Source organism: Sphingomonas sp. P3_C6, from assembly GCF_056402595.1.
In genome coordinates this window covers 645,254-670,808 of sequence record NZ_JBFUHB010000001.1, presented here as the reverse complement: position 1 = coordinate 670,808, position 25,555 = coordinate 645,254, and the positions used below count along the sequence as shown (strand labels likewise).

Below are 25,555 nucleotides of genomic sequence, written 5' to 3'. Positions count from 1 at the left end.
CCCCCGTCACCCCGCGATCCAGTCGCCCCATCGGCCCGGATGCTGGCGAAAATACCTGTTTGAGCGGAATGGGTTAGTCATAGGTACATCCGTTATGGATGAAAGTGTCACAAAACTGGGCAGAAATATCGAGTCGTACGGCAGATATTTTGTCCGAAATGAATGCATTAACTTCAAAAGCCTCAATTCCGGAGGAATCGGGCGCTGTACCGGACGAAAAGACAATCGGGTGCCCACAGACACGGTCTTCGAGCAATCATGTCGCTCAATCAAGCGACTTGACGATTTCCTCGACCATCTTCTTTGCGTCGGCCAGCAGCATCATCGTATTGTCCATGTAGAAAACGTCATTGTCGACGCCGGCATAACCTACACCGCCCATGCTGCGCTTGATGAACAGAACGGTCTTGGCCTTTTCCACATCAAGTACCGGCATACCGTAAATCGGCGAAGATTTATCCGTTTTTGCCGCTGGATTGGTCACGTCATTTGCGCCGATGACGAAAGCGACGTCTGTCTGGGCGAATTCGGAGTTGATATCCTCCAGCTCGAACACCTCGTCATAAGGCACATTGGCCTCGGCGAGCAGCACGTTCATATGACCCGGCATGCGCCCTGCGACCGGATGAATCGCATATTTCACGCGGACGCCGTGCTCCTTAAGCTTGTCGCCCATCTCGCGCAGGGCATGCTGCGCCTGGGCGACCGCCATGCCGTAACCGGGCACGATGATGACCTGCTCGGCCTGCTGCATCAGGAAGGCGGCATCCTCGGCGCTCCCGCGCTTCCACGGCCGGTCCGTCGCCGCCGCCGCGCCACCGCCCGACGTGTCGCCGCCGAAGCCGCCGGCGATCACGCTGATGAAGCTGCGGTTCATCGCGCGGCACATGATGTAGGAAAGGATCGCGCCCGACGAGCCGACCAGCGCACCGGTGATGATCATCGCCGTATTGTGCAGGGTGAAGCCCATCGCCGCCGCCGCCCAGCCCGAATAGCTGTTGAGCATCGACACCACGACCGGCATGTCCGCGCCGCCGATCGGGATGATCAGCAGGAAACCGATCGCGAAGCTGAGCAGGGTGACGGTCCAGAAGATCCACGGACTCTGGTCCTGCGTGAAATAGGCGATCAGCCCCAGGATGCCGGCCAGCACCCCGAGATTGATGACATGACGGCCCGGCAGCATGATCGGCTTGCCGCCCATATTGCCGTTGAGCTTCAGGAAAGCGATGACCGATCCGGAGAAGGTGATCGCACCGATCGCGACGCCAAGGCCCATCTCGATCCGGCTGACCGTCAGGATCTCGCCGTCCGGCCCCATAATGCCGAAGGCTTCGGGGTTGAGGAACGCCGCCACGCCGACCAGCACCGCCGCCATGCCGACCAGCGAGTGGAAGGCGGCGACGAGCTGCGGCATGTCCGTCATCGCGATCTTCCGCGCGGTGACGATACCGATCGCGGCACCGATCGCGATCGCGACCAGGATTTCCGGCAGCGAGGCGATCTCGTGCGTGAACAGGGTCGTGCCGACGGCCAGCGCCATGCCGATCATGCCGTAACGATTGCCCTGCCGCGAGCTTGCCGGCGATGACAGGCCGCGCAGCGCCAGGATGAAGCAGACGCCCGAAATCAGGTACGCCAGCGCTACCCAGGGATTGACCGGTGCTGCTTCATGCATGTGCTAAACCCCCAAAAAACCTTGCATCGCTCACTTTGCGACGGGCTTTTCCTTCTTCTTGTACATGGCGAGCATCCGCTCGGTGACGGCGAATCCGCCGAAGATGTTCACGCTGGCCAGCACCACCGCGAGCAGCCCGAGCCATTTCGACGAGGCCGACCCGCCCGCCGCCGCCGAGCTCGCGATCAGCGCGCCGACGATGATGACCGAGGAGATCGCATTGGTCACCGCCATCAGCGGCGTGTGCAGCGCGGGCGTGACCGACCAGACGACATAATAGCCCACGAAACAGGCCATCACGAAGATCGACAGGATCGAGATGAAGTCCATGATAGCCCCTAGCGATCGAGTTTCTGCGCGAGAAACGTTTGCAGTCCGCGCATATCGTCATTGCGCCCGACCTTGAATTCGATGGGTTCATGGCCGGACAGAAAAATCTTGATCTCCGCGTCCAGATCGAACGTCCCGGCGGTCTCGATCGCGAAGGCAGTGATCGAGCGGTATGGCACCGTCAGGAACTCACGCTTGCTGCCGGTGATGCCCTGCACGTTGATGTACAGCACCCGCCAGTTGGTGAAGGCGATATAGTCGCGGAGCGTCTTGTAGACATAGGTGACGATCTCACCATCGGTCAGCGCCTCGCGGTGCTTCTCGATCAATTCGCGCGGATCGGCGGCAGTGGCGTTCAGGATGCCCATCAGCTTCGCCGTATCGCAGGCGCCAGACGCCGCAGCATCATCCGAGCAGCCGTTGATTCACGACCGCGCCATCCCTGGTCAGCCGGATCGCATCGCCGATCTCGGCGTCGAGCACCGGCTTGCCCGCTTCCTTGTCCCAGAAGGCGCTGAGGAAGTTGAACAGGTTGCGCGAGAACAGGGCCGAGGCATCCGCCGCAAGCCGGCCCGCCACGTTGCGATGGCCGACGATCTTCACGCCCGAAACCGTCACGATCTCGCCCGCAACCGCACCCTCGACGTTACCGCCCTGCTCGACCGCCAGGTCGACGATCACGCTGCCCGGCTTCATCGACGCGACCTGCGCCGCCGAGATGAGGCGCGGCGCGGGGCGTCCGGGGATCAGCGCCGTGGTGATGACGATGTCCTGCTTGGCGATATGGCTCGACACCAGCTCGGCCTGCGCCGCCTGATATTCGGGCGACATCTCGCCGGCATAGCCGCCCGATCCCTCACCCTCGATGCCTGCGACATTCTCGACGAAGATCGGCTTGGCGCCGAGCGACTGGATCTGCTCCTTCGTCGCCGACCGCACATCGGTCGCCGAGATCTGCGCGCCCAGGCGCCGCGCGGTGGCGATCGCCTGAAGCCCTGCAACGCCGACGCCCATCACGAACACACGCGCGGCGGAGACGGTGCCCGCCGCCGTCATCATCATCGGGAAGGCGCGGCCATATTCGGCCGCCGCATCGAGCACCGACTTGTAGCCGGCGAGATTCGACTGGGACGACAGGATATCCATCGACTGCGCGCGCGTGATGCGCGGCATGAATTCCATCGCCAGCGCCTCGATGCCAGCCTTGGCATAGGCATCGACACGGGCACGCTCGCCAAAGGGATTGAGGCTGGCGGCAAGCCATGCGCCCGGCGCGGCACCGCCCAGGGTCGCGGGGTCGGGGCCCTGCACGCCGAGGATGATGTCGGCGCCGTTCAGCGTGTCCGCACGGCTACCCACCTTGGCGCCCGCCGCGGCATAATCGGCATCGGCATAGGAAGCTGCCTCGCCGGCCCCGGCCTCGATCGCCATCTCGGCACCGAGCGCGGCGAATTTCTTGACCGTTTCAGGGGTCGCGGCGACTCGGCTTTCGCCGGCTGCTTGCTCCCGCAGGACGGCGATTTTCACTTGGTGGGATGGATCAGCCAGATCACCAGCATGGCGATCAGGAAACAGCCAATGGCGCCCCATTTCAGCATCCCCATCACCTTATGATAGGTCGCTTCGTGAACCTTGATCTCGCCGTTTCCGGCCATCGGTTGTCCCCTGCCTGTAACTCTGTGCAGGCTGCTTAGCGGGCAGTGCGCTGTCTCTCAAGTCCCGCCTTGGAACGTTTAAGGCCGCTTTTACACCTGAGCCCTATGGTTACCGCTTGAACGGGGACGATTGGACAAGCGGAATGACGCGCAACGGACAGCGATTGCTGATGCTGATCGATGACGAACCGGCCCAGCGCCGCCTCGTCGCGGCGCTTGCCGCGCGTCGCGGATGGCGTGCCGTTTTCGCCAATGACGGCGAGATGGCGATCGCCATGCTGGGCACGCAGGACGGCATGCAGCTCGACGCGATCCTGCTCGATCACTGGGCGCCGGACGCCGATGCGACCGCGCTGATCACCGAAATCCGGCAGCGCCGCCCGGCGCTGCCCCTGCTGATGCTGACCGCAAACGGCTCCGTCGCGCATGCCGTCGCGGCGATGCGCGCCGGTGCGAGCGACTTCCTTGTGAAGCCGCTCGCCCCGGAACGCCTGCTCTGCGCGCTCGACGCCGCCGTTGCCGGCAAGGCAGCGGGCGAGCTGCGGCCGCTGACCGAGAAAATCCCGGCCCTGCTCGCCTTTGACGAGATCGTCGGTTCGGCCCCTGATTTCCGCGCGGCCCTCGCCATCGCCGCCAAGGCAGCCCGCGCGCGCGTGCCGGTACTGATCGAAGGCGAAAGCGGCGTCGGCAAGGAAGTGGTGGCCGAGGCGATCCACGCGGCGTCCCCGCGCGGCAAGAAACCGATGGTGGCGGTCAATTGCGGCGCGATCCCCGCCAATCTCGTCGAATCGGAACTTTTCGGGCACGAGAAAGGCGCCTTCACCGGTGCCTTCGAACGCAAGATCGGCCGGTTCCAGGAAGCCGATGGCGGCACCCTGTTCCTCGACGAGATCGGCGAGATGCCGCTCGAGGCGCAGGTCAAATTGCTCCGCGTGCTTCAATCGGGCGAAATCCAGCCGATCGGCGCGCGCCACACCCGTGAAGTCGATGTCCGTGTGATCGCCGCAACCAACAAGCGGCTGGTCGAGGAGGTCGAGGCCGACCGGTTCCGCGAGGATCTTTATTACCGCCTCAACGTCGTCCAGGTGACGATCCCCCCCTTGCGCGAACGCACCGGCGACATCCCGGCGCTTGCCCGCCACCTGCTCGCGCGAATCGCGGAGCAGCCGGGGCTGCGCGAGCTCGGCATCACCGACGACGCGCTCGCCCTGCTCGGCAAATATGACTGGCCGGGCAATGTCCGCCAGCTCCAGAACGCGCTGTTCCGCGCTGCCGTGCTGTGTGACGGCGACGCCCTGACCCGGCTCGATTTTCCGCAGATCGCGGCGCTGGGCGCGCAGCGTCACAGCGTGCCCGGCCCGTCGCCGATGGCGACCAGCGGCGGCGTCACCCTGTTCCATGCCGATGGCAATCTGCGCGCGCTGGAAGAGATCGAGGCCGATGTCATCCGCCTCGCCATCGGCCATTATCGCGGCCGCATGACCGAGGTCGCGCGCCGGCTCGGCATCGGCCGCTCGACGCTCTACCGCAAGCTGGGCGAGCTCGGCATCGACAACGCGGCCTGAAACCCTTCCGTTCGTTTCGAGCGAAGTCGAGAAACAGGCTCCTGGGACAGGCTTCTCGACTTCGCTCGAAGCGAACGGTGATGACGGCGTTACCGGTACCACCTCGTCAGGGCCGCTTTTGCTATGCTATGGGATTCTCCACGGCCCGCGGCCCTGCCGCGTGAAGCCGGGGAGAGACGCATGCCGAACGACATTTCGCGCCGCACCCTGATCGAACTGGGCCTCGCCGGCGCCTCCGTGGCCGTCGCGGGCGCCGCGATCGCCAGACCCCAGCCCGGCGGACAGGATCGGCCGGCGCTGCCCGATGGCGAGAAGATCGGCTTCGCGGTCGTTGGCCTGGGCAAGCTCGCGCTCGGCCAGATCATTCCCGCCCTGAAGACGGCGAAGGGCGCGAAGCTGGTGGCCGTGGTCAGCGGCGACCCGGCCAAGGCGAAACGCATCGCGGCCGAGAATGGGCTGGGTGCCGACGCGATCTATAATTACACCGATTACGACCGCATGGCGAAGGACCCGCGCATCCAGGTCGTCTACATCGTGCTGCCCAATTCGATGCATGCCGAATATACGATCCGCGCCTTCAAGGCGGGAAAGCATGTGCTGTGCGAGAAGCCGATGGCGACGACCATCGCCGATGCCGAGGCGATGATCGCCGCCGCCAAGGCAGCGAAACGCCAGTTGATGATCGCCTATCGCTGCCATTACGAACCGCTCAACCTGACGGTGATGCGCCGCATGCGCTCCGGCACGCTGGGCAAGCCACGGCTGGTGGTGACGAATATGGGCCGCCAGTCGAGCCTGTCGGATCCGTCGGATGCGTGGCGGCTCGACATGAAGATGTCGGGCGGCGGCGCGCTGGCCGATATGGGCGTCTATGGCGTGAACGCGGCGCGCTACATCCTCAACGAGGAGCCGACCGAGGTTCGCGCCTGGGCGCAGACCGATCGCAGCGACCCGCGCTTCAAGGATGTCGAGGACGTCATCGCCTGGCAGTTCCGCTTCCCGTCGGGCGCGATGTCGAACGGCTCGACCTCCTTTTCCTATCAGGGGACCATGGCGTTCCAGGTCTTCTGCGAAAAGGGCAAGATGACCGCCGAGCCGGGCGCTTTCTATGGCGGCAACAAGCTGACGGTCGACGGCCCGCGCGAGCCCCAGCCGAAGATCGTCGAGATCGACCAGTTCGAGCGCGAGATGGACTGGATGGCCGATGTCGTCCGCGGCAAGGCGCCGATGGTCTCGACCGGCGAGGAGGGGCTGCAGGACATGCGCCTGATGCACGCCATCCTCGAATCGGTGGCGAAGGACGGCGCGACGGTGAAGACCGATTTCGGCTACAAGCGTGCCGTCGACCCCGCCGCCGTGGTGGATGTGCCGAAGGCGATTTAGAGTCAGCTCCTCCCCGTGCCGGGGAGGATCTGGCTTTAGCGCCGCGCGGTCAGCGCCGAATCGACCATGCCGCGCCACACCCGGATCGCCTGCACCGTCTCCGCCACGTCATGCACGCGCAGAAGCTGCACGCCCGCCTGGATGCCCTTCAGCGCCATCACGATCGACCCACCGAGCCGCTGGTCGGCCGGCGCCTCGTTGGACAGGGCCCCGATCATGCGCTTGCGGCTCGCACCCAGCATGATCGGGCAGCCAAGGCCATGGAACATCGCCAGCCCGTTGAGCAGCGCCAGATTGTCCTGCAGCGACTTGCCGAACCCGATGCCCGGATCAATCATGACCTTCGTCCGGTCGACGCCCGCCGCAACCACCGCAGCGACACGCGCCTCCAGCCAGTCGAACACCTCGGTCAGCACGTCGCGATAGCCTTCGCCGCCATGCGGCCCCTTTTTGGGGTCGGGCGAGTGCATCAGGATCACCGGGCAGCCCGACCGCACGACCACGTCGAGCGCACGATCGTCCCACAGCAGCGCCGCCACGTCGTTGACGATCGCGGCCCCCGCAGCGAGCGCCGCCTCCATCACCACGGCCTTGCGCGTATCGACCGAGATCAGCGCGCCGCTCTTCGCCAGCCGTTCGATCACCGGCACGACGCGCGTCACCTCGTCACCTTCCCATACCAGCGGGGCGCCGGGCCGGGTCGATTCGCCGCCGACATCGATCAGCGTCGCGCCCTTGACCGAGAGGTCGAAGCCCGCCTCGGCCGCCGCGACGGGATCGGTCAGCTTGCCGCCGTCGGAGAAGCTGTCGGGCGTCACGTTCAGGATCGCGGCGACGCCAGGCTGGTCGAAGCGCAGCACGCGATCACCCAGCGTCAGCGCCGGACGCGGCCCAGTGATCGCGGCGTGGAGCCGGGCCGCGCGTTCGCTGTCGCGGGCCAACGTCGCTTCGAACTCGGCGATCGGGACAGTCCGATACGTGCCGTTCTCGATCACCTCATAGGCCGAGAACCACGTCATCCCGCCCGCGAGACGCGCAACCTCACCGTCACGACCGACCGGCGTGTCGGCGAACTGCACTGGGCGAAGGTGGAGCTTGCCGGTCATCGAACCTCTTTCGTCATGCCGGACTGGTTCCGGCATCCACCGTTCCGCCTATCAAACCGGCTCGGCTCTTGCGGCACCGTGGACCCCGGAACAAGTCCGGGGTGACGCGCAAAGTCGGGGCAGTGAGGATCAGGGCTGGGTCGCCAGCAGGTAATTCTGCCGCAGCACGTCGATCGGCTTCAGCCCTTCGGGCGTCTCGTAATGCCAGAAGGTCCAGCCATTGCAGGCCGGCGCATTCTGCAGGGTCGCGCCGAGCTTGTGGATCGAGCCGGTCACGTCGCCGCTCATCACCGATCCATCGGCGCGCACCGTCACGCGGTAGCGGCGCTTCGCATCGGTCAGCACCGCACCGGCCGTCAGCATGCCGTTCTCGACGATGGTGCCGAACGCAACGCGCGGCGCCGCCTTGGGCGACTGCATCGTCACCAAAGCCGATTCGTCGAGCGGCAGCGCCGCTTCGATCCGCTCGATCGCGGCGGCGCAATAGCCCGCCTCGCGCTCGATGCCGATCCAGCGCCGGCCGAGCCGCTTCGCCACCGCGCCCGTCGTGCCGGTGCCGAAGAACGGGTCGAGCACCACGTCGCCCGGCTTGGTGCAGGCGAGCAGGATGCGATAGATCAGCGCTTCCGGCTTCTGGGTCGGGTGGACCTTCACGCCGTCGCGCTTCAGCCGTTCCTGGCCGCCGCAGATCGGGAATTCCCAGTCGCTGCGCATCTGAAGCTCGTCGTTCAGCGTCTTCATGCTGCGATAGTTGAAGGTGTAGCGTGCCTTTTCGCCCATCGACGCCCAGATCAGCGTCTCATGCGCATTGGTGAAACGCGTGCCCTTGAAGTTCGGCATCGGGTTGGCCTTGCGCCATACGATGTCGTTGAGGATCCAGTATCCCAGATCCTGAATCGCACTGCCGACCTTGAAGATGTTGTGATAGCTGCCGATCACCCAGATCGCGCCATTGTCCTTCAGGATGCGCTTCGCCTCGGTCAGCCAGGCGCGCGTGAACACGTCATAGGCGTTCAGCGAATCGAACTTGTCCCAGTCGTCGGTCACCGCGTCGACATGGCTGCCGTCGGGCCGGCTCAGGTCGCCGCCGAGCTGCAGATTATAGGGCGGATCGGCGAAGATCATGTCGACCGACTTGGCCGGCAGCGCCCGCATCGCGGTGATGCAATCCTGCATGATGATGCTGTCCAGTGGCAGGTCGGCTCGCGGCAGGTCGGCAGTCGGCAGCTTGTCCGTCACCGGCACAACCGCGCGCGCCTTAACCTTCTCGATCACACCCATCACTAGCTACCCCCATATAAGAGCGGCGCATCCCTGCGGATGTACGGACTCGGGTCAAGCAGAGTTTAGTTAACGAAAATGCCTTACAAATCGTTAACAAACCGGAACATTTTAGGAAGCTGTCCAGATATTGAGTCGAGTTATCCACAGGGACTCAAGCCATGGTGTGTGGCCAAAAAGACTCACAAATCGATGATTGGCCTAAAAATCGAGCCAGGCCTGCGCCACGGGAGCGAAACTGCGGCGATGGAGCGGCGTCGGCCCATGTTCGCGCAGCGCATCGAGGTGCGTCCGCGATCCGTAACCCTTGTTCGAGTGCCATCCATAATGCGGATGTGATTCGGCATGGGCGATCATGATCGTGTCGCGGGTGTGCTTGGCGATGATCGAGGCGGCGGCGATCGACAGCGAGATGGCGTCGCCCGAGACGATCGCCGTCGCCTGGTGAGTCCAGCGCGGCAGGCGGTTGCCATCGACCAGCACATGGCCGGGTGCCTGGCCCAGCGCCTCGACCGCCAGCGTCATCGCCTTCATCGTCGCCCAATAGATGTTGAGCTGGTCGATCTCGTCCGCCTCGACGATGCCGACACCGACCATGGCGCAGTCGCGCAGCCGATCGTGCAGCCGCTGACGCTCGGCGGCGCTGAGTTTCTTCGAATCATCGATGCCGCGCGGGACGCCCTTGGCCGGCAGGATCACCGCTGCCGCCACCACCGGCCCGGCAAGCGGGCCACGGCCTGCCTCATCGACGCCCGCGACGGGGGCGAGGCAGAGCTTCTCATGCTTGAGCGAGGGGCGTGTCACGGCAGGCGCCATGGCGGAAACCGACGATTCTCGCCAGCCTGATAGAGGCAAAGCGCATTGCCCGCGGGATCGCTGAGCCGCGCCTCGCGCCAGCCCCAATCCTCCGCCACCGGATCGGACACGGCGATACCGGCCGCGCGCAGGCGCAGGATCAGCCGGTCGAGATCGCCGCATTCGAGGAACAGCAGCGGCTTGCCCGCAATCTCGTCCGCCACCTCGATCGACAGCGTGGCGCCGCCCGCGCTTTCGAACCGGCCGTAACGTGGCGCCGAGTCGACGATCTGGCGCAATCCGAGCAGGCGATAAAAGGCAGCGCTCGCCTCGTAATCGGCAAGCGGCACCGTCACCTGGTTGAGCATCGCTCCGCCCAGATCGGAATCGAGCCGCACCGCCTGATGCCCCATCGGCCCATGGCCACCGCCAAAACCCGGTGCCTCGCGCAGCGCAATCCGGACGAACACCCGCGCCCGCGCGATCGCATCGGCAAGCGTCATGCCGCGCCCGAGGCCGGTCGCGATGGCGCTCGCCAGGGTGCAGCCGGTGCCATGGCTGTGCGGCGTTTCGATCCGCGGATCGGCCCAGCGCACTTCGCCGCCATCGGGCAGCAGCAGCCGGTCGACGATCTCGTCGCCCTCGCCATGCCCGCCCTTGGCCAGCAAGGCGCCGGTACGGCCGCGAACCGCCGCCTCCCCGCCCAATGCCTCCAGCTCTGGCAAATTGGGTGTGGTCAGCGTGGCGATCCGCATCAGCCGCTCGAACGCGGCGATCGTCGCGTCATCGGCCAGTGTCGCGCCACTCGTCGACACCATGACGGGGTCGAACACGATCGGCACGCCGGTCATCGCCTCGAGCCGCCCGGCCACGGCATGGGCCGTTTCGGCCGATCCGATCATGCCGATCTTCACCGCATCCACACCGATGTCGGACACGACCGAATCGATCTGCGCCAGCACCATGTCGGTAGGGACCGGGTGAACGCCCTGCACGCCCAGCGTATTCTGCGCTGTGACCGCGGTGATGGCGGTCATGGCGTGCCCGCCGAGCATGGTGACCGTCTTGATGTCGGCCTGGATGCCCGCGCCCCCGCCGGAATCCGAGCCCGCAATGATGAGGATGCGCGGGGTCATCACTCCCCTCCCGCTTGCGGGAGGGGCTGGGGGAGGGCCTGTCTTAGCGTCATTTCCAGGAGGACATGCCCTCCCCTAACCCCTCCCACAAGTGGGAGGGGAATTTTTGGGCGTCACGCCCGCCCCTTGAACTTCCGCTCGGTGGATGCCGGATAACGCAGCAGCGCCTCATCCACCCGCGCCGGCCGGTCCATCAGTTCGCCGCCGCAATTGGGGCAGCGATCGTCCATCGCCTCGGCGCAAGGCGCGCAATAGGTGCATTCGAACGAGCAGATAAACGCGCCTGCCTCATCGGCGGGCAGCTCGGTGCCACAGCGTTCGCAATCGGGGCGCATCTCAAGCATCTAACTCTGCTCCTTCTTGCTCCACTCCCGCTTGCGGGAGGGGTCGGGGGAGGGCCTGTCAAAGAACGGCACCCTGGGGACAGGCCCTTCCCCAGCCCCTCCCACAAGTGGGAGGGGAGCTAAGCCGCCGCCACGCGCACCGCGTCGCAGATCCGGTCCACCACCCGCTCGACCTGCGCCGGATCGTCACCCTCGGCCATCACCCGGATCACCGGTTCGGTCCCAGAAGGGCGGATCACCAGCCGGCCCTTGCCGTCCAGCTCCGCCTCCGCCTCGGCGATCACCGCCTTCACCGCCTCCGCCTCCAGCGGCTTGCCGCCCTTGAAGCGGACATTCTTGAGAAGCTGCGGCAGCGGCTCGAACCGGTGGAGCAGCGCGCTCGCCGGCAGGCCGCTCTCGACCAGTTCGGCCAGGATCTGCAGCGCCGCGACCAGCCCGTCGCCGGTCGTCGCATAATCCGACAGGATGATGTGCCCCGACTGCTCGCCGCCGACATTATACCCCTGCGCCCGCATCGCCTCGAGCACATGACGGTCGCCCACCTTGGTGCGGATCAGCTTGATGCCCTGGGTCGCGAGATGCCGCTCCAGCCCCAGATTCGACATCACCGTCGCGACCAGCCCGCCATTGGCGAGCCGCCCGCGCCGCGCCCAGCCGCTGGCGATCGTCGCCATCAGCTGGTCGCCGTCGACGACATGGCCAAGCTCGTCGACCACGATCAGCCGGTCCGCATCGCCATCGAGCGCGATGCCGATCGCGGCGCCCGACGCGACCACCGTCTCGCACAGCACCTGCGGCGCGGTGGAGCCGACCCCGTCATTGATGTTCTTGCCGTTCGGCGAGGTGCCGATCGCGATCACCTCGGCGCCCAGCTCCCACAGGGCGGAGGGCGCGACCTGATAGGCGGCGCCATTGGCGCAATCGACCACGATCTTGAGGCCATCGAGCCGCAGATGCTCCGGAAAGGTCGACTTGGCGAAATGGATATAGCGCCCGCGCGCATCCTCGACGCGGCGCGCCCGGCCGATATCGGGCGATGCCGCCAGCGGCACCTCGCCATCGATCAGCGCCTCGATCGCCTCCTCGTCGGCGTCGGACAGCTTGTAGCCATCGGGCCCGAACAGCTTGATGCCATTGTCGGCATAAGGATTGTGGCTGGCCGAGATCATCACGCCCAGGTCGGCGCGCATCGACTGGGTCAGCATCGCGACCGCCGGCGTCGGCATCGGGCCGACCAGCACCACGTCCATGCCCACGCTGGTGAACCCCGCCACCATCGCGTTTTCCAGCATATAGCCCGACAGCCGCGTATCCTTGCCGATCACCACGCGGTGCTTGTGGTCGCCCCGCACGAAATGCGCGCCGGCCGCCATGCCGACCTTCATCGCCATCGCCGCCGTCATCGGCGAGACGTTGGTCGCCCCGCGAATCCCATCGGTGCCGAAATATTTTCTTGCCATGTCAGCGCGTCCGTTCAGCTATGCACCACCGTTTACAGGATGGCGTGATAGCGCCGGATAAGTCGAAGGGCGAGCATGTCGCAAGCAACCCGCATTCTCCTGGCCCTGGTCCTCGGCCTGGCCATCGGCATTGGCGTCGCCGCCTGGTCGCCCGGCACCGCGGCTACCGGCATCGTCATCGCGCAACCGATCGGCACCGCCTGGCTCAACGCGCTGCAGATGACGATCGTCCCGCTGGTCGTGTCGCTGCTCGTCACCGGCGTCGCCGCGACGGCGGAGGCGGCCCGTGCCGGTCGCGTCGCCGGCCGCGCGCTCGCCCTGTTCATCAGCCTGCTCTGGTTCTTCTCGGCACTCGCCGCGATCCTGACGCCGCTGCTGCTCGGCTGGTTCCCGCTCCCGTCCGAGGCTGCGGCCGCACTCAGGGCGGCGCTCGGCGCCACCGCGCCGGTCGGCGACATCCCGCCCTTCTCGGATTTCATCGCCTCGATCGTGCCGAACAACCCGGTCGCCGCTGCCGCCAACAACGCCTTCCTGCCGCTGATCCTGTTCACCCTGGTGTTCGCCTTCGCCCTCACCCGCCTGCCAGCCGATCCGCGCCTGCTGCTTACCAAATTCTTCCAGGCAATCGCCGATACGATGCTGATCGTGATCGGCTGGGTGCTGTGGCTCGCGCCGATCGGCGTGCTGGCTTTGTCCTATGTCGTCGGCGCCAAGGCCGGCACGGCCGCGTTCGGCGCGCTGCTGCATTATGTGCTGATCGTCTCCAGCGTCGGCATCGTCGTGTGGATCGCCGCCTTTCCGATCGGCGCGATCGGCGGACGGGTCGGCCTGCGCCGCTTCGTGCGCGCGACGGTCCCGGCCCAGGCGGTCGCGATCAGCACCCAATCCTCGCTCGCCTCGCTGCCGGCGATGCTGCGCGGGGCGGAGGGGCTCGGCGTGCCCGTCGCCACCTCGGGCGTCGTCCTGCCGCTCGCCGTCGCCATCTTCCGCGTGACCGGCCCGCCGATGAACCTCGCCGTCGCCATCTATGTCGCCTATTGGTTCGGCGTGCCGATCAGCCCGGTGCAGCTCGCCGCCGGCGTCGCGGTCGCCGCCATCACCACCATGGGCGCGGTCAGCCTGCCCGGGCAGATCAGCTTCGTCACCTCGATCGCGCCGATCTGCATCGCGATGGGCGTGCCGGTCGCCCCGCTCGGCCTGCTCGTCGCGGTCGAGACCATCCCCGACATCTTCCGCACCCTCGGCAACGTCACCATGGATCTCGCGACGACCGTCTCGGTCTCGGTCCGCAGCGGCAAGGTCCCGGAGACGGAGGGCGACGCGCTGCTCCGTCAGTGAGGCAAGGCGCGCAGGAACCTATTCGCCGCACCACCGGTTTCACCGTCGCTACGACAAGGGAGATCGACCGTGGGAAAAGGCTGTCTGCTCTGGATGCTCGGCGTGCCGATCCCGGTGATCATCATCCTGTACCTGATCTTCGGCCACTAGAGGCGCCGCCTCAGCCCCGGCTGAGCCCCGCCGACCAGGCATAACCGCGATACAGCGGCCTGAACCGCGCGCTCAGCCCGGCCTCGGCCGCAACCCCGTCCAGCACCTGCTTCAGCGTCGCGCGCGGCGCCACGTCGAACTTCGCCAGCCACGCCAGCAGCAGCCGGTGGAACGCCCCGGGCAACCGCTCCTGCTGCCCGAAATCGACGATGTCGAGCCGCCCGCCCGGCGCCAGCTTGCCCGCGCCCTCGCGGATCGCGCCCTGCCAGTCGGGGATCATCGACAGCGTATAGCTCTGGAATACCCGGTCGAACTGGGCCACGCCGAACAGCGCCTGCGCATCGAACGCGGTCGCATCGCCCTGGGCGAACATGATCCTGTCGGCCAGCCCGGCCTTGGCGACATTTTTCCGCGCCGTCTCCAGCATCGCCTCGGAAATATCGATCCCGTAATAGCGCGCCTCCGGCCACGCCCGTGCCGCGACGATCAGGTTGCGCCCGGTGCCGCAACCGATCTCGATCACGCTGCCGCCCGGCGGCGGCGCCAGCTCGCGGATCAGCCGGTCGCGGCCGAGCAGATAATATTTGCGGGTCAGGTCGTAGAAATGGCGCTGCGTCCGGTAGATCGCATCCATATGCCCCGCATGGCCTGCATCCATGCTCAGGCAGCGCCGCCCAGCACGTACAGGTGCACGCCGCCATAGATCGAGGACCGGTCGCGCCGGGTATAATCCAGCGAATCCTCCGCCCGGTAATCCCAGCGCCCCAGCACCGCATCCGGCACCCGGCCCGGCAGGATCGTCGCGACGCCCGCGGTGCGGAACAGCACGCGCGCGCCCGGCTTCGCGGTGCGGGTGATCTCGCTCCACAGGTCGGTCAGCTGCTCGTCGGTCATCCAGTCCTGCGCGTCGAGCAGGATATAGCGGTCGAGCGAGGCGTCTTCCCGGCTGCGCAGATAATCGGTGAAGTTGATGTGGCGCACCTCGATCCGGTCGACGCGCTGCACGATCTCGTCATAATGCTCGCGCTGCAGATAGGGCGGCAGCGGCGCCGCGGGGCCGTCGCCATAACCGCGGTTGAACGCCTGCCAGGCGAAATAATTGTCCTTCAGGTCGAAATCGCAGGCAAGCTTCTCCAGCCGCTCGCGCAGCACCGTCGCCATTTTCTCGTCGCCGGCCAGCGCTTCGTACTGCGCCGGCGGAATGCCCAGGCCGAACAGCGAGGCGGGCTGGTCGGTCAGCCAGCGGATGAACGCCTTGTCGAACATCGGCGCGAACTCGCGGTCGAAGATCTCGCGCTGTTCCTCGATCGAATTGGCCTTGAGCAGCACCTTCGGGTTCAGGCCGTTCAGCCGCGCCAGGATATGCGCGACGCTGATGAAATTGCCGAGCAGCCCGCGCTTGTACACGCCGCGCGCGAAGCCGCCGATGCGGCGGCGGCCGATCATGTCGCGGCCTTCCCAATAGCGCCGCGTCGTCTCGTCGAGGTGCGGGCGCACATAGGTGCGATAGGCAAGGATGTTGGCGCGGCTGTTGGCGTTGCCGAAGAAGCGGTGGAACGCCTCGTACCCGGGCAGGCGGCGCGCGGCGACCAGCTTCAGCTTGTTGAGCGCGATATGCGCCGTGTTGAGATCGACCGCGGTGATCGCGCGCGGATTGGCCGTCAGATAGGACAGCACGTTGCACCCGCCGGATGCGATGCTGACGACATGGCTGTCGGGCGTGATGGCCAGCGCCTCCATGTCGACGGCGGGATCTTCCCAGATCTGCGCATAGACGAGCCCGCGAAACGCGAAGGTAAAGGCGCGTTCGAGCAGGCCCTGCTTCGACAGATGATCATGCCGGTGCACGGCGGCACGCACGGCACCGTTCTTGGAAGCATTGGGCGATCGATCGGCGATAGCCATGGCATACAACTCCTCGCGGACCTGCAACAGGCGGGGCCCACGCCCCGCTAGGACAATCCGATGACGCTTCCATGACGACACCGCGTCTAAAATGAAAGGGTGTCGCGATGGGGCGATGGCTGGCGGACCACAAAGACCCTGCGGCGGGAGACGGATATGGGCATGATTATTCCCGTCGAGGAACGCGGGTCGAACCCCGGGGAACGGCCATTCGCGAAATCCGGCATGGATGCACCGCGACCGCGGCGGCCGGCGCCGGAAGGCTTCAGCCGGCCTGAAACATGCGCCGGCGGGCCTGCATCTTTTCGGTCAGCAAGGCAGCCTCGCGCACTTCGGTCGCCGCGATGAGCTCATCGAGCACACGAGTCAGATGGTTTCTCATCGCCTCCCTCGCCACATTCGGATCGCGCGTCCGCAACGCATCGAGGATGGCGCTGTGCTCGCCCAGACGCGGCACGACACCGGCTTCATGCGCCTTGTCCGCCAACAATTGCTGCTGCGGGGACGAGAACCGGGCCTCCCACAAGGCTTCGACGGCTGACGTCATGGCGCTGTTCTGGGTAATGCGCGCAATGGTCGTGTGAAACAGCCAGTCGGCATGTTCCGCCCGCACATAATCGTCCCCGGCAGCCTCCATCTCGGCGAGAATATCGCCAAGCGCCGCACATTCCTCGTCGGTGATGCGCACCGCAGCGAGCGCGGACGCCTCGCCCTCGATTGCCCGTCGGGCCTCGCATAGCTCGAACGGGCCGACGCCGAGCATTGCCGCCTTCCCCGTTCGCGGCGTCTGCGAGCGCACATAGACGCCCGACCCCATTTTTATCTCGACGAGACCATCGACCTCGAGCGCGATCAGCGCTTCGCGTATCGTCGGTCGCGACACATTGAAGGCATGGGACAGCTCCCTTTCGGACGGCAGGCGATCTCCGACCCGGAACTTCCCCGTCGCGATCTGACCGGCAATGCGGTCTGCCAGTTGCGCATAAAGGCGCGGCGTGGCCGCTCTCGTATAACCGTCCTTGATGGTTCCTCTCCGCCAGAATCTCTTTGTGCTCTGTCATGGTTCCGCACTGGTTGTCACCACCCTTGTGCGGCGTCCACCCTCGCCATGGCCGACCAACCTACCTTACCAATTAAGAGCGGCTGGCTTGACAGGTCAACTACTCGGACTATTCATTCGAATGCGAGCGCTAACATAGCGCCGTCGAAGAGGGGATCTGAAATGCAATTGCCCGTTTCTGATATCGGAAAACGTCGCGTGGCGCTGCTCGCGGCAACCGCTCTGTCCGCCCTTTCCGCCTTGCCGGCCATAGCCCAGACCGCGCCGTCCACGTCAGGTGGTCAGGCCAATAATGTTCCGGCAGCGGGATCTCTCGATGATGCCCAGGACTCCTCCGGCGACATCGTGGTGTCCGGATATCGGAACAGCCTCGCCCAATCGACGAACGCCAAGCGCGTATCCTCCAACTTCAGCGACTCGATCTTCGCCGAGGATATCGGCAAGTTCCCCGACACCAACATCGCGGAATCATTCAACCGCATCCCAGGCATCACGATCACCCGCGACATCACCGGTGAGGGAACGAACGTCGCCATTCGCGGCCTGGGCTCGAACTTCACCAATGTTACCCTTAACGGCGCGCCCATCGCCGTCGCGTCGTCGGGGGCGACCGACGCGCAGGGAACCGACCGTTCCGTCGACCTCAGCTTCTTCCCGACCGATCTCTTCACGAAGCTGACGGTCAACAAAAGCTATTCGGCCGATCTTCTGGAAGGCGGCGCCGCGGGCAATATCGACATTCGCTCCGCGCGTCCGTTCGACCGCACCAAATCCTATATCGCCTATAACATCCAGGGCGTGAAGCTCGGCGAAGCGAACAGGATCGGCACCCGCGGCTCGCTGATCGGCAGCTGGCACAACGACACGATCGGCATATTGGCGGGCGTATCGGGCCAGCGCTTCTTTACGGACACGCGTGGCTACGAGACGATTGGCTATACCAATCCCGCCCTGTCGACACCGCAAAGTCTCGCCGGCAGCACTAACGGTGTCCCGAATACGCCTACTCCGGCTCAGATCGCCGCTGCTCAATGTTCCTCTGCCGCGAGTTGCAACCAGACCGGCGGCGGCAACTGGACCATCCCCGGTGTCGTGCCGACAGGCGCGGGCGGTGGCCTCGTCGCCGGGACGGTGATCAACCAGGCATTCCTGCTGGCGCAGAACCCCGGCGCGACGATCCAGCAGATCGACAATGGCCTCCTGCCCCGCCTTGGGCGGCCTTCCGCCGAATATGGCTCGCGTGACCGCATCAACGCCGTGGCAAGCATCGAATGGCGCCCCACCGACGAACTGCATTTCTATGTGGATGGCCTTTACGGCTACAAGCATAACGACCTGATCCGGGAGGACATGGCGTGGATCGTCCGCAACGGCTCGATCATTCCGATGAACCTCAAATTCGACAAGACGGACTGCAGCACCGGCTGCACGGTGACGTCGGGCACTTTCGCGAACGTGCAATTTTTCGACGAATTCCGGCCCTATATCGAGACGACCAATCTCTGGAACATCAACCCCGGTGTCGATTATGAGATCGCCAGCAACCTGAAGCTCTCGCTCCAGGGCAATTACGGCAAGAGCAATTTCCACCGGGAAAGCCCGACGGTCGGGGCGACCACGCCGCTGGGCGTCGGCAACACGGTGACCTTCACCAACAATGGCGGCATCCCGACGATCCAGAGCGCGCTCGATCTGAACAAGCCAACCAGCTTCGGCTGGTATCCGCAGGATCGCCTCAGCATCGCCGACGAGCGGCGCTGGTATTCCAACAAGGGTGTTCGCGGCGACCTGACCTGGGGCGATGCGGCGCTCAGCGTGAAGGTCGGCGGTGCCTATGACGACACCTCGCGACGCATTCGCGGCTATGACAACAGCCAGGCGTGGCAGAATGCAGGGTGCGGCAACAATCCGAGCGTCTTCCTGCCCTCACCCAACACGCAGCCGGCCTGTGAGGGCAAGAACGCGCCGGGGGCGGCGCCCGCCGGCTATCCCAGCTATCCGGGCTACGGCACGGGCTATACCGCCGGCAAAACCGGACCGGTCACCTATGCCGGGTCGCTCGTGCCCAACAGTGCGCTGCCGGGCTATCTGCTGCCCGGCCCGGCGGGTTTCGTGACGGTCGACTTCGACAAATTCGCCGCGGCCACCAACTATGCCCAGTTTCACGCCGCCGCCCCGGATTCGGGCGGCGCCAATACCGGCGCTTCCGGTGGCCTGATCAGGGAAAAGGTCAAATCGGCCTTCGCCCTGGTGAGCGGACGGAAGGAACTCGGCGGCAACGACCTGCGCTTCAACCTGGGCGTACGCTACGTCAACACGGAGCAGAATATCGCAGGCCGCGTGTCGCTACCGGATCCGCGCAACACCATCGCGGGCGGTGCGTCGCTGCCTGATGGCAGCCGCTACCCGAACCTGGTCAGCGAGGTCGCCACCCAGAACAGCTATACGAACTGGCTGCCGGCGGCCAATTTTGCCTATGAGATCGGCGATCATGCGGTCGCGCGCTTCGCCTACTCCAAGACGATGACCCGGCCTGACCCGGCCGCCCAGTTGCCCGGCGTTTCGTTCGGGGCGCCGTCGGCCGATCAGGCCAATGTCGGGAACCCCGCGCTGAAGCCCTATATCTCCGACAATCTCGATTTCGGTTTCGAATATTATACCGGCCGTGAAGGCGTGATCAGCGTCAACGCCTTCCGCAAGTCGATCCAGGGCTTCACCAACCAGTTCGTGACCACGGTGCCGTTCACGACCCTCTCTCAGTACGGCATCACCTATGACACGCTGAATCCGACCCAGCAGACGGCGATCAACCTTCGCGGCGGTCCTTCCGTCGCACAGGTCCAGGTCACGTCGCAGGTCAATGTGCCGGAGCGGCTGAAGATCAACGGCCTCGAGTTCCAGTGGGTGCAGCCGCTCGACTTCGCGACCCAACTCATCGGCGTCACCGGCTTCGGCTTCAACGCCAATGCGACGATCGTCGATCAGACCAGCCAGGGCGCCGCCCAGGCGTTCGGCGTCGCGCCCTACACCTATAATATCACCGGCTATTATGAAAAGAACGGCATCATGCTGCGCGTCTCGACGACCTTCCGCAAAGGATCGCAGAGCAGTGGCGCGAACCAGAACGGCATCGCCGCCGCAGGGTTGTTCAACGACGATTACCAGCAGTTCGACTTCTCGTCCGCTTTCGATCTGGACAAGCTGCTGGGCATCAGGAACGCGCCCCAGCTGACGATCAACCTCGCGAATTTCACCGACGCGACGCTGAGGTCCCACTTCCAGTTCAGCAACGCGACCTTCACTCAATACAAGCCCGGGCGTCAGTTGCTGGTCGGGCTGCGCGGCAGCTTCTAGCCCACCCCTCGGGCAAAACTGGGCCGGCGTGGTGGCGCCGGCCCTTTTTTTGCGCGTCCCTTTGAGACGAGAATTGATTCGGGAACTATGCAATATCTTCGGCGCTCTCGGCGAAGTCATCTGCCAAGGACAGATGAGTATAGTGACCCCGAATCTCCCAACCTCGTTTGCGGCTGGTCCAAACCTGTCGTTCGTTTATCAATTTCCGGCGCGGATACGAACGACCGGTTTTTTGTGGATTTTCTAATTGGCTGCTGCTGTTAGAATTAACGGATAATAAGCGGAGGCCCCGCTTAATTCTATGAATCCTAGCCGAAGGCAGGACTAAATATGGCGAACCTTCAACGCACCGTTCCAGCGGTTGTTTAGATACTCACAAACGAGGCGTCGATGACAATGATGCGGCTTATCCTCGGAGCATAGGAGACAGCCACCCTGAAACATGTCAGGCTTGAGTCTATTTTCGATCTTACGCTGTTCCATCAGCCGCATGAAGGAATGTTCGTAGATATTCCAATCGCCCTTGTCGCGCTTGAACGCCTTCAAAATGTCATCGGTCGGCGCAAGAAGCGGCTGATGCGTATATTGCGCTCCGCAAATCTCTTTCAGAAAAAAAGCGAGATCGTCGGCTTTGGCGAACCCGGCGAGTTGCGAGGTATTATGCAGCCGAACATCAATAACCTTTTCGACTCTCGCATTTTTCAGTCGTTCGAAAAACCTCTCCGCCGTCGACTTGGTGAAGCCAATTGTCGCCAGATCAACTTTACTCAAATCACCTACTCCTCAACCGGCGATCTTCGGGCATTATCCGGCCTTTCGGAGAATGCGACCTTCATCGCCCTATCCCGATAGGCAGCGGCCAGTCGCTTCGCCGGCGGCTCGAAAAGGTCGATATCGCTCCTGCCCGACATCTCCATCAGCTTTTCCTCGACCTGCCGTTGATCGACGATCTCTCCGCTTCCCAAGATATGCCGAACGGTCACGCCTCGCTCCTGAAGCGCCCGTCCCACCAGCAGACAGCGATGGCAATCCAGAGGATTATGCTCCGAACACATCATGGCGATGCGATATTTTTTTGCGCCCTCGATGACGCGCTCCAAGCCCCGCGCAAAAATATCTGTTTCAGCCATTTTCTCGTAGTCGGCCACGCCGTTGTAGAAAAAGCGTTCGCCCTTCGGACGCCCCCCTAATTCTTCGCCGAGAAATACATACGCGACGTCGTCCAAACGCAACTCATTGCGCAGGCTATCCCGATTGAAGTGTGGGAAGAGCCGCGAAAAGGGGGCGGTTCTTACATCGGCGATTGCCGTGACCGAAGCCTGGCGCAGAAGCGCCAAGAAGCGTTCATAGGGAAGAGTCGAATGCCCAATTGTCAGAACTTCTACAGCTGCATCCGCCAACCCTGGCCTCCTTCATACCATGACAGCCCGTTCGTCACGATATCCGTTGCTATGGCTTCATGAGCTTACCGACGACAGGCGCGCGGGACCAGCGCTCTTGGAGCGTAAGTGATGATTTCAGTCGCGAGCAGGTCTTCTGATGGCGCCACGCGCCTACAGGAAATGCAGTCCGTTGACCTGAGCGTAGCAGGAATTGGGCATCGCCGCGAAGGGCCGACACAAACCCAGGCGGACATGGATGGTTTGACTCGCCTGAGCATCGGCCTGCAGTGCTGCCACACCTCCAGCGAGGAAGCGGGCCTTGGCGGCATCCGCGGGCACGGAGAAATCATATTCGATACCGTGGTGATCGATCAGAGCACGTAGCTGGCGTTTGCTTGGCTTAGGATTGTCCTCATAAAAGTCGATGTCACCCGGATCTATTTCGATGGCATCGAGCGAGCGTGTATGCGTGCCTGCGGCCACATGGGCTTTTCCGGAATGCGCTCTATGGAGTTGGCCCCCAAAGACATCTTCGAGCGAGGCAGATATACCGGGGGCCACGGACTGCACCATCTGTGCAGCGGTCATCTGACCTGTCACCGCGCTGTTGCCAGGAACGACAAGCCGATCTTCCGTGGCATGCGGAAACGGAAAGTTGGCCGGCGGCATACCAGCGTTGAAGCGGACCTGGTTTCCGACCGCAAAAAACTTACCCGGACCAGCGTGCTGCCCAGTCCAGAATCGCGAGGCTTCCGCGACAGCATGGGCAGTGGACGGCTCCGGCCGGATCATACCGCCGTTGTCGAAATCCCATCCCGCCACACAAAACAAATCGCCATATCGGGTCACGTCGGTGATGATCAAATTGTAAGTCGGCATGGCGCTCAATCCCCCCTGTCAATATCTGTGACGGCAAAAGGATTTTCAAGTATAGCGAGCCGCCGAGACGATGTCGCTCCTGCGTTAAGGCCAAGCCAGCAAGTTATGCATCACCTCTATGCGGTGACCGGGCATGCAAGCATGTGTCGTACGAAACCGCAGAGACTGGCCGTCGCCCACCGCAATATCGTCTTCCGATTGGAGCCCAATCGCCGCCGAGCGGACTGCCATTGCGCGTTTGACGCCCCTGCGCGCTCGATCAGAGCGGCTGTTCATCACGTAACCCAACATCATGGCCAAAGGCAGGCCCTTTGAATATTGACCGGTGACAAACCGCATGAGCCCTTCATCGACATATCGCCAACGAGGCCCCGCACGCCGGTCTCGTACGGCACGCTCAACCGCTTGCACTCGCAGGCAAGATAGACGTCCTCATCATCGCCGACCGTGAGCACGAAATCGATGTTGCTCAGAGAAACGGTGACAGTTTACTAATTATCGCAGGGGCGGGACCAAGGTCACTTATGTCCGTGGCGGCGTCCACGACAGCCGCCCTTCGAACCTCCCCGCGTCATTGTCTGATCCGATATTCTGCCAGTCGCGAATATCCACTGACCCAGGCAATCCTGCTGTCCGAGGAAAAACCAAACTTACTATGAAAAGCGCCCGAGCTAGGCACCTGCTGTAGAACTTTTCCCGATGCGATCTCGATGAGAGCAGCAGTTTCGCGTTGGTGGCCGCGTGGCATGGAAATCAACGCATAGCGACCGTTCGGACTGATCGCGGGCATGGCGTCGTTCGAAAACGTAGCCGCTGCCCCCTTGAGCGACCAGATCACCTTCCCGCTACGAATGTTTCGAAGTTCGGCGATTGCACCATTGCTCGGCGTTGGTGGTGGGCACTTCGGATTGCGCTCGCAGATCGCACCCGTGGCACTCAGGCCGCGCATGATCAAAACCGACTGACCGTCTGGACTAAGCGCATATGGACTGTGCCATGGCTTGACGTCGATCGGCACTCTGCGGGGCTTCTTTCCCTGCTCCCACAATATCCAGCGATCGGGCGCGAGCGTTATCAGGGCGTCGACGCTACCACGTCGATCAACCCGCCATGCAACCTGATTTATGCCGTGCACCAAGGGATTTGGTGGCGTCAGGTCGGCAAGAGGAAGGGACTGGAGTATTCGCCCGGCACGAGCATCGACCAAGGCAATCGTCGGGCGCGGATCAGGATGCTCCGGTCGATAGTAGCTACCCTTCGCGCCGAACAATGCGATCGCAAGGCCCGCATTACCGATCCAATGAACCTCATCCAGGGGGCCTACGGGGCTTGCGAGTGCTGGGAGTAAGCGGACCTCCCCGTTGATCGAGGCGATAAACGGTCTCAGCGGCCCAAGCGCCCAACCGCCTCTAGGCTTCATGATACTCTGCCTCACTCCGAAGACGGAGTGCCCGTGATCGGACCATGTAAATGGCTGCTGATGGGCGACTGCATTCAAGGCTGTTACGTCAGCCTCGATGTTGCGCACCGTTGCTTTGGGGCTGGTTTCGCCAAGCCACAGACCGCTGCCCACTTCAAATGTGAAGAAGGCTTTCCGATCCATTGACGGTGCTGGTGGCGACGCACCTCTGGAGACCTGATGAGGAAGTTCGAGGCAATGGACTGCCACAAAGGCCAAGGGCCCACCCCCGATCGGCATAAAGTCTTGCCCGGCGACGCCGCACGCCGATCTCGGGCGCGCAGCGACCGCAACAGGAGCCATGGGCGCCACGGGCGCCATGGCGAGGATAGAAACCGCTAAGCTGATTAAATATCGCATGACCGGTCCAGTCCGAATGAACCGGCAACTTGCAGAGCGCTGATGAATAGCCGGTTACGGCACCTATCAGATGGTACCAGAATGGCGGGGTCTAGGGCGGCGCCTGCCGGACGCATCGCTCCCAAACGATGTCACGCCCCCCCCGAAAGGACCTGCCGGCAAAGGGGGGAAACCGGCAGGTCCATACGCGTAGCGCCGTAAAGGAGGGGGAATATGCGGCGCCTGGTTACTCGCCTTTCGCTTGGGAAGGAAAGACGCAGGGTAATACGCACATCGAGTCAGTCGGATGCATACAAGCGCAAATTTTTTCGGCGGTCAGGGCATCAGCACCGTGTCGATGACATGGATGATGCCGTTCGACTGCATAACATTGGCGATGGTGATCCTGGCGACATCGCCCTTGGCGTCCTTGACCACCCATCCCTTGCCGCTCTTCATGAAGGTCAGCATGCCGCCCTGGACGGTCTTGTAGCTGGCCTTGCCCATATGCGCCCTGGCATTGGCCGCGATGTCGGCGGCGGTGATGCGTCCCGGCACGACATGATAGGTCAGCACGCCGGTCAGCATGCCCTTGTTCTCGGGCTTCAGCAGCGTGTCGACCGTGCCGGCGGGCAGCTTGGCAAAGGCGGCATTGGTCGGCGCGAACACGGTGAACGGGCCGGGGCCGCTAAGGGTCTCGACCAGCCCGGCTGCCTTCACCGCGGCGACCAGGGTGGTGTGGTCCTTCGAATTGACAGCATTCTCGACGATGGTCTTCGTCGGATACATCGCGGCGCCGCCGACCATCGGATTGGTCTGGGCGGAAAGGGTCGACGCGGCGCTCACCGCGATGGCGGCAGCGACGATCGCTGCACGAAAGGGTCGGTGCATAGGGGTTCTCCTGTACGCGCCCCGGATCGGGGCATGGCACAGGTACGGGTCAGCTCCGATAAGGA

Annotated in this window: 23 protein-coding genes; 4 read left to right on the top strand and 19 right to left on the bottom strand. The window is 64.0% G+C overall.

What is annotated here, in order from left to right; translation table 11 throughout:
• Nucleotides 1-265 precede the first annotated feature (265 nt).
• The 5 genes from AC1DT7_RS03255 to AC1DT7_RS03235 are packed head-to-tail and all read right to left on the bottom strand — an operon-like array spanning nt 266 to nt 3,663.
• Nucleotides 266-1,678 carry an NAD(P)(+) transhydrogenase (Re/Si-specific) subunit beta gene (locus AC1DT7_RS03255; protein WP_478034179.1) on the bottom strand — a complete coding sequence of 471 codons (1,413 nt, stop codon included), beginning with the start codon at nt 1,676-1,678 and terminating at the stop codon, nt 266-268.
• A 30-nt stretch (nt 1,679-1,708) separates the two neighbouring features.
• Nucleotides 1,709-2,008: a proton-translocating transhydrogenase family protein gene (locus tag AC1DT7_RS03250; protein WP_272623397.1), complete on the bottom strand. Its 300-nt coding sequence runs from the start codon at nt 2,006-2,008 to the stop codon at nt 1,709-1,711.
• Nucleotides 2,009-2,016: 8 nt separating this feature from the next.
• Complete coding sequence (locus AC1DT7_RS03245; protein ID WP_478034176.1) at nt 2,017-2,376, bottom strand: PH domain-containing protein; 360 nt, start codon at nt 2,374-2,376, stop codon at nt 2,017-2,019.
• 37 nt (nt 2,377-2,413) lie between these two features.
• On the bottom strand, nt 2,414-3,535 hold the full coding sequence (locus tag AC1DT7_RS03240) for an NAD(P) transhydrogenase subunit alpha (protein WP_478034175.1): 1,122 nt from the start codon (nt 3,533-3,535) through the stop codon (nt 2,414-2,416).
• A complete protein-coding gene (locus AC1DT7_RS03235; protein ID WP_478034174.1) occupies nt 3,532-3,663 on the bottom strand; it encodes an aa3-type cytochrome c oxidase subunit IV in 132 nt (43 codons plus the stop codon). The genes AC1DT7_RS03240 and AC1DT7_RS03235 overlap by 4 nt, the downstream gene beginning before the upstream one ends.
• Nucleotides 3,664-3,806: 143 nt before the next feature.
• On the opposite strand from AC1DT7_RS03235, the gene AC1DT7_RS03230 reads away from it, so the two are divergent.
• Nucleotides 3,807-5,228 (top strand): sigma-54-dependent transcriptional regulator, encoded by a 1,422-nt coding sequence (locus AC1DT7_RS03230; protein WP_478034173.1) that lies wholly within the window; start codon nt 3,807-3,809, stop codon nt 5,226-5,228.
• A gap of 180 nt (nt 5,229-5,408) precedes the next feature.
• On the top strand, nt 5,409-6,611 hold the full coding sequence (locus AC1DT7_RS03225; protein ID WP_478034171.1) for a Gfo/Idh/MocA family protein: 1,203 nt from the start codon (nt 5,409-5,411) through the stop codon (nt 6,609-6,611).
• A 35-nt stretch (nt 6,612-6,646) separates the two neighbouring features.
• Here the strand turns inward: AC1DT7_RS03225 and folP are convergent, their stop codons facing one another.
• The 6 genes from folP to glmM all read right to left on the bottom strand — a co-directional run bounded on the left by folP (nt 6,647) and on the right by glmM (nt 12,733).
• On the bottom strand, nt 6,647-7,717 hold the full coding sequence (gene folP / locus AC1DT7_RS03220) for a dihydropteroate synthase (protein ID WP_478034169.1): 1,071 nt from the start codon (nt 7,715-7,717) through the stop codon (nt 6,647-6,649).
• A 129-nt stretch (nt 7,718-7,846) separates the two neighbouring features.
• Nucleotides 7,847-8,998, bottom strand: a complete 1,152-nt coding sequence (locus AC1DT7_RS03215; protein WP_478034167.1) for a DNA methyltransferase — start codon at nt 8,996-8,998, stop codon at nt 7,847-7,849.
• Nucleotides 8,999-9,199: 201 nt separating this feature from the next.
• Nucleotides 9,200-9,814: a ribonuclease HII gene (locus AC1DT7_RS03210; RefSeq protein ID WP_478034166.1), complete on the bottom strand. Its 615-nt coding sequence runs from the start codon at nt 9,812-9,814 to the stop codon at nt 9,200-9,202.
• Complete coding sequence (thiD, locus tag AC1DT7_RS03205; RefSeq protein WP_478034164.1) at nt 9,799-10,929, bottom strand: bifunctional hydroxymethylpyrimidine kinase/phosphomethylpyrimidine kinase; 1,131 nt, start codon at nt 10,927-10,929, stop codon at nt 9,799-9,801. Before thiD ends, AC1DT7_RS03210 begins: the two co-directional genes overlap by 16 nt.
• Before the next feature lie 113 nt (nt 10,930-11,042).
• A complete protein-coding gene (locus AC1DT7_RS03200; RefSeq protein WP_478034162.1) occupies nt 11,043-11,273 on the bottom strand; it encodes a DUF1272 domain-containing protein in 231 nt (76 codons plus the stop codon).
• 119 nt (nt 11,274-11,392) lie between these two features.
• Nucleotides 11,393-12,733: a phosphoglucosamine mutase gene (glmM, locus tag AC1DT7_RS03195; protein WP_478034161.1), complete on the bottom strand. Its 1,341-nt coding sequence runs from the start codon at nt 12,731-12,733 to the stop codon at nt 11,393-11,395.
• Between the two features lie 75 nt (nt 12,734-12,808).
• On the opposite strand from glmM, the gene AC1DT7_RS03190 reads away from it, so the two are divergent.
• The gene (locus AC1DT7_RS03190; RefSeq protein ID WP_478034159.1) at nt 12,809-14,071 is read left to right on the top strand and encodes a dicarboxylate/amino acid:cation symporter; all 1,263 of its coding nucleotides are present in this window, start codon (nt 12,809-12,811) and stop codon (nt 14,069-14,071) included.
• 160 nt (nt 14,072-14,231) lie between these two features.
• Here the strand turns inward: AC1DT7_RS03190 and AC1DT7_RS03185 are convergent, their stop codons facing one another.
• From AC1DT7_RS03185 to AC1DT7_RS03175, 3 genes are all read right to left on the bottom strand, one after another.
• Complete coding sequence (locus AC1DT7_RS03185; RefSeq protein WP_478034158.1) at nt 14,232-14,879, bottom strand: class I SAM-dependent methyltransferase; 648 nt, start codon at nt 14,877-14,879, stop codon at nt 14,232-14,234.
• 2 nt (nt 14,880-14,881) lie between these two features.
• A complete protein-coding gene (locus AC1DT7_RS03180; RefSeq protein ID WP_478034156.1) occupies nt 14,882-16,126 on the bottom strand; it encodes a BtaA family protein in 1,245 nt (414 codons plus the stop codon).
• A gap of 265 nt (nt 16,127-16,391) precedes the next feature.
• Nucleotides 16,392-17,102 carry a FadR/GntR family transcriptional regulator gene (locus AC1DT7_RS03175; protein ID WP_478034250.1) on the bottom strand — a complete coding sequence of 237 codons (711 nt, stop codon included), beginning with the start codon at nt 17,100-17,102 and terminating at the stop codon, nt 16,392-16,394.
• A gap of 246 nt (nt 17,103-17,348) precedes the next feature.
• Here AC1DT7_RS03175 and AC1DT7_RS03170 point away from each other — a divergent pair, with 246 nt between their 5' ends.
• Nucleotides 17,349-20,540: a TonB-dependent receptor gene (locus AC1DT7_RS03170; protein ID WP_478034155.1), complete on the top strand. Its 3,192-nt coding sequence runs from the start codon at nt 17,349-17,351 to the stop codon at nt 20,538-20,540.
• 324 nt (nt 20,541-20,864) lie between these two features.
• Here AC1DT7_RS03170 and AC1DT7_RS03165 read toward each other — a convergent pair whose 3' ends face one another.
• The 5 genes from AC1DT7_RS03165 to AC1DT7_RS03145 form a co-directional block, all read right to left on the bottom strand.
• A complete protein-coding gene (locus tag AC1DT7_RS03165; protein WP_478034153.1) occupies nt 20,865-21,311 on the bottom strand; it encodes a DUF488 domain-containing protein in 447 nt (148 codons plus the stop codon).
• A 5-nt stretch (nt 21,312-21,316) separates the two neighbouring features.
• Nucleotides 21,317-21,940, bottom strand: coding sequence for a DUF488 domain-containing protein (locus AC1DT7_RS03160; protein WP_478034152.1), 624 nt, complete (start codon nt 21,938-21,940; stop codon nt 21,317-21,319).
• A 153-nt stretch (nt 21,941-22,093) separates the two neighbouring features.
• Nucleotides 22,094-22,801, bottom strand: coding sequence for a dual OB domain-containing protein (locus tag AC1DT7_RS03155; protein ID WP_478034150.1), 708 nt, complete (start codon nt 22,799-22,801; stop codon nt 22,094-22,096).
• Nucleotides 22,802-23,372: 571 nt separating this feature from the next.
• On the bottom strand, nt 23,373-24,404 hold the full coding sequence (locus AC1DT7_RS03150; RefSeq protein WP_478034148.1) for a WD40 repeat domain-containing protein: 1,032 nt from the start codon (nt 24,402-24,404) through the stop codon (nt 23,373-23,375).
• A gap of 531 nt (nt 24,405-24,935) precedes the next feature.
• Nucleotides 24,936-25,490, bottom strand: a complete 555-nt coding sequence (locus AC1DT7_RS03145; RefSeq protein WP_478034147.1) for a fasciclin domain-containing protein — start codon at nt 25,488-25,490, stop codon at nt 24,936-24,938.
• Between the last annotated feature and the right edge of the window lie 65 nt (nt 25,491-25,555).